Annotated in this window: 10 protein-coding genes; 2 read left to right on the top strand and 8 right to left on the bottom strand. The window is 62.6% G+C overall.

Annotated elements, in window-relative coordinates:
* Positions 1–420: 420 nt before the first annotated feature.
* A complete protein-coding gene (locus ACXWUF_RS13530; protein ID WP_458495192.1) occupies positions 421–852 on the top strand; it encodes a YqaA family protein in 432 nt (143 codons plus the stop codon).
* Between the two features lie 131 nt (positions 853–983).
* Here the strand turns inward: ACXWUF_RS13530 and ACXWUF_RS13525 are convergent, their stop codons facing one another.
* The 5 genes from ACXWUF_RS13525 to phaE form a co-directional block, all read right to left on the bottom strand.
* Complete coding sequence (locus ACXWUF_RS13525) at positions 984–1,253, bottom strand: BolA family protein (RefSeq protein ID WP_458495191.1); 270 nt, start codon at positions 1,251–1,253, stop codon at positions 984–986.
* 5 nt (positions 1,254–1,258) lie between these two features.
* On the bottom strand, positions 1,259–1,585 hold the full coding sequence (grxD, locus tag ACXWUF_RS13520) for a Grx4 family monothiol glutaredoxin (protein WP_458495190.1): 327 nt from the start codon (positions 1,583–1,585) through the stop codon (positions 1,259–1,261).
* Positions 1,586–1,614: 29 nt separating this feature from the next.
* Complete coding sequence (locus ACXWUF_RS13515; protein WP_458495189.1) at positions 1,615–2,400, bottom strand: ankyrin repeat domain-containing protein; 786 nt, start codon at positions 2,398–2,400, stop codon at positions 1,615–1,617.
* A 351-nt stretch (positions 2,401–2,751) separates the two neighbouring features.
* Positions 2,752–3,816, bottom strand: coding sequence for a class III poly(R)-hydroxyalkanoic acid synthase subunit PhaC (gene phaC / locus ACXWUF_RS13510; RefSeq protein ID WP_458495188.1), 1,065 nt, complete (start codon positions 3,814–3,816; stop codon positions 2,752–2,754).
* 108 nt (positions 3,817–3,924) lie between these two features.
* Positions 3,925–5,058: a class III poly(R)-hydroxyalkanoic acid synthase subunit PhaE gene (gene phaE, locus ACXWUF_RS13505; protein WP_458495187.1), complete on the bottom strand. Its 1,134-nt coding sequence runs from the start codon at positions 5,056–5,058 to the stop codon at positions 3,925–3,927.
* Positions 5,059–5,414: 356 nt separating this feature from the next.
* On the opposite strand from phaE, the gene ACXWUF_RS13500 reads away from it, so the two are divergent.
* On the top strand, positions 5,415–5,915 hold the full coding sequence (locus ACXWUF_RS13500) for a phasin family protein (RefSeq protein ID WP_458495186.1): 501 nt from the start codon (positions 5,415–5,417) through the stop codon (positions 5,913–5,915).
* 227 nt (positions 5,916–6,142) lie between these two features.
* Here the strand turns inward: ACXWUF_RS13500 and ACXWUF_RS13495 are convergent, their stop codons facing one another.
* The 3 genes from ACXWUF_RS13495 to ACXWUF_RS13485 form a co-directional block, all read right to left on the bottom strand.
* Positions 6,143–6,529, bottom strand: a complete 387-nt coding sequence (locus ACXWUF_RS13495) for a roadblock/LC7 domain-containing protein (RefSeq protein ID WP_458495185.1) — start codon at positions 6,527–6,529, stop codon at positions 6,143–6,145.
* A gap of 463 nt (positions 6,530–6,992) precedes the next feature.
* A complete protein-coding gene (locus ACXWUF_RS13490; RefSeq protein ID WP_458495184.1) occupies positions 6,993–7,799 on the bottom strand; it encodes a nucleotidyltransferase family protein in 807 nt (268 codons plus the stop codon).
* Between the two features lie 199 nt (positions 7,800–7,998).
* Positions 7,999–8,757, bottom strand: coding sequence for a metallophosphoesterase family protein (locus ACXWUF_RS13485; protein WP_458495183.1), 759 nt, complete (start codon positions 8,755–8,757; stop codon positions 7,999–8,001).
* Between the last annotated feature and the right edge of the window lie 130 nt (positions 8,758–8,887).

Here is an 8,887-nt window from a genome sequence, read left to right as displayed (position 1 = left end):
TTAGGCGATTTCCATGAAAAGACATACCTGTAGGATGGGTAGAGCGAAGCGAAACCCATCACCCTGTGTCCGGCTCGATGGGTTTCGCGAGTACGCTCTACCCATCCTACATCCAGCTCGATGGGTTTCGCGAGTACGCTCTACCCATCCTACATCCAGATCAACGGTGACAAGCATTTTCGGAAATCGCCTTATCGTTCCCACGGTCTCCGTCACTGCCGTTAAGTTAAGAGTGCGCGGGCTTGATTTCGTTGGCTGAGCCTGTCCTGAGCGCAGCCGAAGGGCGGGGTCGAAGCCAGCGAAATCAAAGCCCCTCGGTAGGTTCGCTTCGACTCCGCTCAGCGAACGGGTAGCCTAACTTAATGGCGGTGACGGAGACCGTGGGAACGATAAAACGATAGACCCGACCCAATGCCCATCATGGAAATCCCCGACTCAATTCTGTCCCTGCTTGGCCTGTTCGGCAGCGCCTTCATGTCCGCCACCCTCGCGCCGGGCGGGTCCGAAGCCGTGCTGGCCTATCTGGTCCACCAAGCCACCCACGCGCCCATGCTCTTGCTGCTGACGGCCACCATCGGCAACACCCTGGGCGCGGTGACGACCTGGTGGCTGGGGCATTGGACCGCCCGCCGCTATCCCGCCGACCGCCCGGACGAGCCGCGCCGCCACCAGGCCGTGGCCACGGTGCGGCGCTGGGGGATTCCGATTCTGCTGTTGTCGTGGCTGCCCGTGGTGGGCGATGGCTTCTGCTTCGCGGCGGGCTGGCTGCGGCTGCCGTTCTGGGGATCGCTGGCGGCCATCGCGGTGGGCAAGGCCGCCCGCTATGCCGCCATCGTGTATGCCGTTATTTAACAGGACTTACGCAACTTTTGGCTCGTAGTCCCGCCTTCAGGCGGCAAATCACCGCCTGAAGGCGGGATTACGAACGCTTTAAGCTATTGAAGAAGCCAAACTAAAGTTCGGACTCCAGAACCTCTACGAAACTACGAAACCTGCACCAAGCCACTCGCCGCCGGGCCTTCGGCGCTCCATTCCGCCGGGGTGTAGACCTTCATGCTGATGGCGTGCAGGGCGCCAGTGGACAGCGGTTCCTGAACCGCCGCCATCACCAATTGCTGGCGCTTCACCGGGCTTAGCCCTTCGAACGCCTCGCTCACGATCTTCACGGAAAAGTTGCAGCCCTCGCCATCCACCGACAGGCGGCAGCCGGGCAGGGCGGTTTCGATGAGGTTGCGGACTTCGCTGATGTCCATGGCGGTCAGGCTCCCGCGCTGGGGGTGGCCGTTTCCAGCAGGGGCTTGAGGGTGCCCTTCTGGGCCATCTCTTCAACGATGTCGCAGTCGCCCACCAGCTCGCCCTTCACGAACAATTGCGGATAGGTCGGCCAGTGGGAAATCTTGGGCAGCTTCTCGCGGATGAACGGCGCGGCCAGCACGTTCACATAGGCGAACTCGATGCCGGTCGCCCTCAAGGCGGCGACGGTGCGGGCGGAGAAACCGCATTCGGGGTTTTCCGGCACGCCCTTCATATACAGGAGGACGGGGTTGGACGTGAGTTGGTCGCGGATTCTTTCTTCGGTGGTCATGGTTGGGGGTCCGTTTAGGAATGAAAAAATCAGGCGGCGGAGCGCGTGGCGCGTCTCAGCCGTTTGAGGATGTCGAGGTTGGCGGCCAGTTCCAGGGCGGTGAAATCGTCCTCGGTTTTAAGCGCCGGATCGGCGCCCAATTCCAGCAGGAACTCCACCACCTCGGTCTTGCCTGCGGAGGCGGCATAAATCAGCGCCGTGGCCCCGCTGGGGTTGCGCCGGTTCAGGTCCAGCCTCGCGTCCACCAGCGCGGCGATGGTCCTCAAATCGCCGCTGTAGCAGGCGGCCCACAGCGCGTCGTTGCCGTAGGCGTCAATGCTGGAGGCGCAATCGGCCCCGGACTCGATGAGCTTTTCGACGATTTCGGAGCGGCCTTGCTGGCAGGCTTTTATCAGCGGCAACGAGCCATCGGCCAAGGGGGCATTCACGTCGTCGGGGTTGCCGCCCTCGTCCAGCAGCCAGTCGGTGGCCGGGTCGGTGTTGACCACGGGCGGCGCCGCCACCGGGCGCTCGATTTCGGCATGGCCCGCGTGCCACGCCTGGAACCCGCCCTCCAAGCTGTAGACCTCGCGGAAGCCGAAGTCGGAGAACAGTTCCGCGAAATCCTTGCTGGCGTGGCCCCGGTAGCAATAAATCAGCAAGGGCGCGTCCCGCCCGAACCGCTTGAGGGCGGCCTGGATGGTGGACAGGGTGACGTGGATGGCGTTGGGTATCCGGGCGTCGCGGTAGGCGACCGGGTCGCGGACATCGAGAATCACGGGGGTTCTTTCCCGGATTAACTGTCTGGCGGCTTCGGTGGAAATCTGTGAAAACATGGCTGTTCTCGGGACCAGGTGTCCGTTTCGTCGGGTTTCGAACAAATCCATTCCGGCGCGATCCGGTCAGGCCATGGGGCGAACGGGGGGAAGCGTCGGGAGTGGCGGGAGTCAAGCAATCTCCCTGCCAAGTGAAAGGATATTGATCGAAACGGCCTGGAAGACTTGAGGCAACGCGCCCTTAATGAGCCGCTGACTTGGCATCCACCCCATCCCTGGATTGGGGCAAGAGGGTTGGAGAAGGCGGGTGGGCCGGTTGAGAACCCGCCCGGCGTTGGTGCAAGTGCTGCTTATTCGGGCAGGCGTGCTTGGTGAGGTTTCAGACAATTTGCCGTGGGAGCGGGCTTCTAACTAACTTGGGACCGGCGACCGCTCCTTCAGCCACTTGGCGATGGCGGGCGGCACGTCCTTCTGCGAGCGGCCACTGACATAGATGCCGATGTGCCCGCCCTTGAAGGCGAGGGCCGAGTAGTCCTCGGTGCCGACGTGATCCGCCAGCGGCACGGACGCGGAGGGCGGCACGAGGTGGTCGTCGGTGGCGTAGACATTCAGCACCGGCATGGTGACGTTGGCGAGCTTCACGTTCCCGTCGCCGATTTTAAGGTTGCCCCGGATCAGCCGGTTCTCCTGGTAGAAATATTTAATGAACTGCCGGAACAACTCGCCGGGCTGGTCGGGGCTGTCGAAAATCCACTTCTCCATGCGCAGGAAGTTCTTGAGCTTGTCCTTGTCCTCCAGGATGTCGGCCATGTCGATGTATTTCTGGCCGGTGAGCCGGAAGGGCTTGAGCGACAGGAAGCTCCAATTCAGCATCTCGCCGGGGATGTTGCCGAGGGTGTCCACCATCAGGTCCACGTCCAAGTCCCGATACCACTGGCCGAGGGTGTTGTCGGGTGTCTGGAAGTCCACCGGCGTGACCATGGTGACGAGGTTCTTGACCTTGTCCGGGTACAGCGACGAGAAGCACAGGCTCAGCGTGCCGCCCTGGCAGATGCCGAGCAGGTTGACGCTGGGCAGCTTGTGTTCGCGGCGGACGAAATCGACGCAGCGGCGGATGTAGCAGTTCACGTAGTCGTCGAGTTCCAGGAAGCGGTCGGCGCCGTCGGGATAGCCCCAGTCGATGAGGTACACGTCGATGCCCTGGTCGAGCAGGCCGCGGATGATGGAGCGGTCCTCCTGCAAGTCGGCCATGTAGGGGCGGTTCACCAGGGCGTACACGATCAGCAGCGGCACCTTGGACGGGTCGGGCACCCGCGGGCGGTAGTGGTAGAGGACCAGCTTGTCCTGGCTGAACACCTCGTCCTTGGGGCTGGCCTCCACGTCCACGCCGTCGATCTGGCTGAGCGTGACCAGTCCGGCGGTGACGCGGCGGTTGAATTCGTAGACTTCCTGGGCGATTTGGTCGGGGCGTAGCATGGGGTACTCCTGTTTGGTTTGATCCTGTGGAAGGAGGTCTTGTGGGAGTGGGCTTTTAGCCCACGCTTGACTTGTCGTGGGCTAAAGCCCACTCCCACAGGCCGACATTCACGTTTCCGCCTTCGCTCCACCGCCACGGCGGGGCGGGGCGGGCTTGGAACCGTCGGATTCGGCGCCGACGCGGAGGGCTTCCACCTCTTTCCGCAAGACGGCCAATTCCGCCCGCACGTTGATGCCCTCGTTCGATTCCTCCAACTCCCGCTCCACTTCCCACACGCGGCGCTGCAACTGATGCACGCGCTTGTGGCTGGTGTCCAATTCGCGCCGGGTGGGCATGTTGAGGGCGCTTTGGGCTTCCTCCATCATCTTCTGCTCTTGGCGCTTGATGGCGAACAGGGAGTTGGTGAGCCGGGCCTGGGCGTTGACGAACTCGGGGGAAATGGCGATTTCGCCATACGCCTCCTCGGCGCAGTCGATCCATTGGTTGTAGAACGCCCGGAGGCTGGTCAGCGTCTCGTCGTTGGTCGGCTTGCCGCGCAGCGATTGGGTGAACAGCTCGTAGGCCCGCCAGATGATCCGCCCGAGGACGCCGCTGTAGTCCCGTTGCGCCTCGAAGTGGTTCAGCCACAGCAAGCTCCAGCGCTGCAATTCTTCCTGCCATTCGCGGGTGTAGCCCACCGTCGGCATGGACAGGAAGCCCACCATGGTGCGGTGCAGGCTTTCCGGGCCGTAGGGCGAGCCGGTGTCGCGGACGGCTTTTTCCATGTCGCCCGGCATGAATGAAAACGCCGAGCAGACCCGCCGCCAGTTGTCGAGCGGCATCCCCCACAGGTTGGCGAAGCCCGCCATGGGATTCGGCCCGCCGCCGGGGCGGGCGGTGCCGCCGTCGCCTGGCTGGAGTCCGGCGAGCCGCCCCGCCGATGGCTGCCACATACTCCAATAGTGGCGTTGGGTCTTCGTCCAATAATCGGCCCATGGCCCGAGCGCGAAGCCCGGGAGCGCGGCCTCGCCGCCCGGCGGCGATGTGGGCGGTTCGGCGCCAGCTTGGGGAGGACGCAGCAGGCCCGTCCAAAAGTCCAGGGCCGGTTGCCAGGGGTTGAGCGGGGCGCGGGTGGAGGCGCTGGCGTCGTGGGCGGGGCGGGCGAGATTCGTCCAGGCGTCCCAGAACTGGCGTTGCGAATCCAGCCACAGGTTAAGCCAGGGGGCGGTGCCCGAATAATCCGAAAGCGTTGGGTCGGTCATAGGTAGGCTCCCTTTTCAGGTGGGGTATTGGGGCCGGATTTGATCCTTGAATTGATGCGCTGCAACAATCGTTCAGTGAGTCCTAAATCCGGGGCGAGAGTCTTAGCTCGCTCATGCACAAGCTAAAGCTTGCGCCACGTTTGATGCGGGTATTTCTACGCCAAAGCCGATCCGATTTATCTAGGTGTTATCCCTTATGGAAGGCGTTTTTATTCCGGCGTATTGTGCATCGCACCATGACGAGATAGTCGGCATGTCGGATTGTTTAGAAACCCAAGTACGAGGATTAGGACATGGATACTCACTACGCATGCAATCAGTGGTTGGACATTAATCGCGCCGTGATGGAGCCGTTTATGCGGTGGAACCAGATCGCCGCGCAAACGGTGGAGCGTGCCGCCGGCAATCGCCGGGTTTATGACCAGTGGTTCGATTTCAGCCGGTCGGTGTTCGAGCCGGTCCTGCGCTGGAACGACATCGCGTTTTCAGCCGTCGAGAAGGTGACGCGGCGCAATTTGAATTTGGCGCAGGATTATATGGACATCAGCTCCCGCCATATTAATTTGCTGTGCGATACCAAAGACCCGGACAAGTGGCGGAACGAGGAGGGGCGGCTAGCGGCGGAGTTCAGCCAGAAGATGGTGGACCACGCCGGGGACTATCTGCGGGTGGTGCAGGAGACGCAGCACGCCTTCAATGATTGGGCGAACGAGGCTGCAAAACAGGCGGCGGAATCGGCCCAGCGGGCGGTGGAGACCACCGAGAAGAACGCGACTCATGCGACGCAGCAGGCGGCGGGCGCGGCTAAGTCCGGGGCCGCTCAGCAGCAGGCGGCGGCTCAGCCACACCGGGCTTGAGTCGGGATAGGTCGCGACAGTAAAAACCCCCCGCTTGGTTACAAGCGGGGGGTTTAATTTGTGGTAAGTGTCATAGGATGTGCCGACGAAGGAGGCGCATCAGTCATGTCGGCATGATGCGCTTCGTTCCTCAGCGCATCCTATGCGGGCCGTGTCGGGGATTCTGCGGAAACCCAGCCTATCCGTGCCATGGAAGGCTGGGTTTTGTGCCGCCACAACAGCGATTTTCACTGATGGGCCACCGCGTTGTCGGAGACCAACATCCCGATGACATCGGCGGCCTGTCGCATATTGCATAAGACGCTGCCCGCTTCGGCCTCCGGCTTTATCACCACGGTCAATATCGCCTCGGAACCGGCCTGGGTCATCAGCATGGAACCCGCCTTGCCCGTTACGAGAATCTGCTCGACGCCATCGGCTGTCAAATCTCCCAAAGCGTTGCGGCTTAGCGCCATTAGCCCGCAACTCATTGCGCCGATGTTGTCCTCGTCCAAGCCCAGCGGTTGGCTTTTGAGGAAGGCGCTTGCCAAGGTTAATCCGTCGTTCGAGAGTACGCTCGACGCTAGGATGCTGTCGGAGGTGTCGTTGAGTTCGTTGAGAATCGAAAGAAGCATGGGGACGTCTCCTTGAAGTTGAGTGAATGCATGATCTACCGATGAATGACCACCGCCCCTCCTGCCGCTGTCGCGTACGGAGGCTGGGTTCAAATCCTTGTTGGGCCTTTGGGCTTGGGACGGCATAGCACATTATCAAATGCCAATGAGCAGGAATGATGACGGACTCGCGCAATAGGCTTCGGCGCGCAGCGTAATACGCACGCCGGAAGACCATGTGCAATTTTTGAGCCGCTTGTTGATGAGTTTTTGGTTCATCAAATGGTGCGAGGGTTGGTCGGCTTAGGCGATTGATTACCGCTTAAGCCATGCGTGCTTTTCGGTGCGTGCGCACCTCTTTATGGCGGGGCGGCGGAATTCGTCTGGGTAGGATGTGCCGACGAAGGAGGCGCATCAATTACCCCAACAGGATGCGCTTCGTTCCTCAGCGCATCCCATGCGGGCTGCCGAATAAGCCCAAACTCTAATGCCCCCCAATCACCCCCGTCCAATGCGCCACCTCCTCCCGCGTCATCCGCCCACGCGGCAATAACCGCGCATCCTCATAGCCCCACTCCATCACATCCGCCAAATACTGCTCCCGCGACACCAGCGTCCCCTGACAGACCTTGCCCACTGGCGGCGTCCCGTCCAACTCCTTCTCCAGCCGGTACAACAAATCCCGCATCACCCACTCCGGCACCCGGTCCCGCTCCGCCGGATAAATGAAGCCGAACCACACCAAATGCCCCAGCAGCACCCGCCAATGCTCGTCGAAGCGCCGCATCAGCCGGGGCCACGCGATATGCCCCGCACAGGTCCGCAATATATGCGCGATGTCCGCCCCGTCGTAGCGCTCCCGTTCCTGAATGAACGCCTTCGACCACACCATCTCCTCCACCGGGCACAACGCCACCGGCAAACCCAGCACCTCCCGGTCCACGCCATGCTCGAACCACTCATCGTCCACCGGGCACAGCCCATTCCCCGAGCTGAACACGATGTCGATGAAATGCTCGCCGAACACCGCCTTGCTCAGCCAATGGGGGAACGTGTGGTCGGTCTGATAACCCGCCGCCGCCAGCGCACCCACCACCCGGTCGCGGTCGCGGGGATGGACGAAAATATCCAAATCCTTGGTGTCGCGGTGGATGCCCGTATAACAGCGCAAGGCGTAAGCGCCCCCCACCAGGAAGCGCAAACCGGCTTGGCTCAACAGGGTTAGGGCGCGGCGATAGAAGCCGTTCGCCACGGGGTCGGACATGGAAAAGGCATAGTGCGTGTTGGGCATGGTGGATTCACCGATGGGTGGGGAGTGGGGCGCAGGGACTCGGTTTAACCCCCCAACCCCCTTATCGGGGGGGCTTTTGATCCTTCCCTCAATTAGGCAAGAGTGTATCGGCGGGGGCTTTTCTCCCTCCCCTGGTAAGGGGAGGGCCGGGGAGGGGTTTGGTGGTTTGAAAGGGGCCAACATCCCTGTGAAAAACGCTTTAGGGAGCGGCTTCGGGGCCGACCGGGATTTCGACCCAGCGCAGCGGTGGCCCATTCGGAAGCCCGCGCTTCAACACCGGCCAGGCCACGTTGTAGACCGGAACGCCGCCACGGGTGCGGCCCTCCGGTTGGCCGCGATGGGCGTGACCGTGGAAGACCGCCGTCACGGCGTAGCGGTCCAGCGGTTCCTCCAGGCGGCTCGAACCCAGAAAGGCCATGATTTCCGGCGGTTCGCCCTCGACCGTGGCGCGGATGGGCGAATAATGCAGCAGGGCGACCCGGCGGGATGAGCGCAGCTTGGCGAGGGCCGATTCCAGCTTCATCACCTCGTCCACCGACTCGCGGACGAACCGCTTGACGGTGGCCTCGCCCCAGGGCTGCAAGGCGTGCTGCCCGAACCCGCCCGCGAAGCCCTTCACCCCGGCGAAGCCGACGCCGTGGATTTCGTGGGCGTCGCCGTCCAGCACGAGGATGCCCGCCGTGGCGAAGATGTCCCGCACTTCCGCCTCGTGGCCCGCCTCGTACTCGTGATTGCCCAGCACCGCCAGCACCGGCACTTTCACCGTCGCCGTTAATTCCTTGGCGAACAGCTTGGCTTCCGCCGGCGTGCCCCGGTCCACGATGTCGCCGCCCAGCAGCAGCACATCGGCGCGTTCCGCGATGTCCGCCCCGAACGCCTGGAGCATTCCCTGGCTGCCCTGGGTGTAGTGAAGATCGGCCAGCGCAGCCAGCCGCACGGTGTCCTTGGCCGGTGTCATGTGGGGTTTCTTGCCTCGGTGGTTTGCGAGTCGCTATCCGGTTCGGACAAGGATAATTCGCCGCTCGTTCCCAAGCCGGGGCTTGGGGAACCAGCGAGCTTCCCCGTGGGAGCGGGCTTCAGCCCGCGAC

This window comes from Methylomagnum sp., from assembly GCF_054333355.1.
The sequence above is the reverse complement of the archived record's forward strand: the minus strand, read 5'-3'. Positions and strand labels throughout refer to the sequence as shown.

Coding starts and splice junctions, on each gene's coding strand:
- ACXWUF_RS13530 (WP_458495192.1), top strand. CDS start 421: ATGGAAATCCCCGACTCAATTCTGTCCCTGCTTGGCCTGTTCGGCAGC.
- ACXWUF_RS13525 (WP_458495191.1), bottom strand. CDS start 1,253: ATGGACATCAGCGAAGTCCGCAACCTCATCGAAACCGCCCTGCCCGGC.
- grxD (WP_458495190.1), bottom strand. CDS start 1,585: ATGACCACCGAAGAAAGAATCCGCGACCAACTCACGTCCAACCCCGTC.
- ACXWUF_RS13515 (WP_458495189.1), bottom strand. CDS start 2,400: ATGTTTTCACAGATTTCCACCGAAGCCGCCAGACAGTTAATCCGGGAA.
- phaC (WP_458495188.1), bottom strand. CDS start 3,816: ATGCTACGCCCCGACCAAATCGCCCAGGAAGTCTACGAATTCAACCGC.
- phaE (WP_458495187.1), bottom strand. CDS start 5,058: ATGACCGACCCAACGCTTTCGGATTATTCGGGCACCGCCCCCTGGCTT.
- ACXWUF_RS13500 (WP_458495186.1), top strand. CDS start 5,415: ATGCGGTGGAACCAGATCGCCGCGCAAACGGTGGAGCGTGCCGCCGGC.
- ACXWUF_RS13495 (WP_458495185.1), bottom strand. CDS start 6,529: ATGCTTCTTTCGATTCTCAACGAACTCAACGACACCTCCGACAGCATC.
- ACXWUF_RS13490 (WP_458495184.1), bottom strand. CDS start 7,799: ATGCCCAACACGCACTATGCCTTTTCCATGTCCGACCCCGTGGCGAAC.
- ACXWUF_RS13485 (WP_458495183.1), bottom strand. CDS start 8,757: ATGACACCGGCCAAGGACACCGTGCGGCTGGCTGCGCTGGCCGATCTT.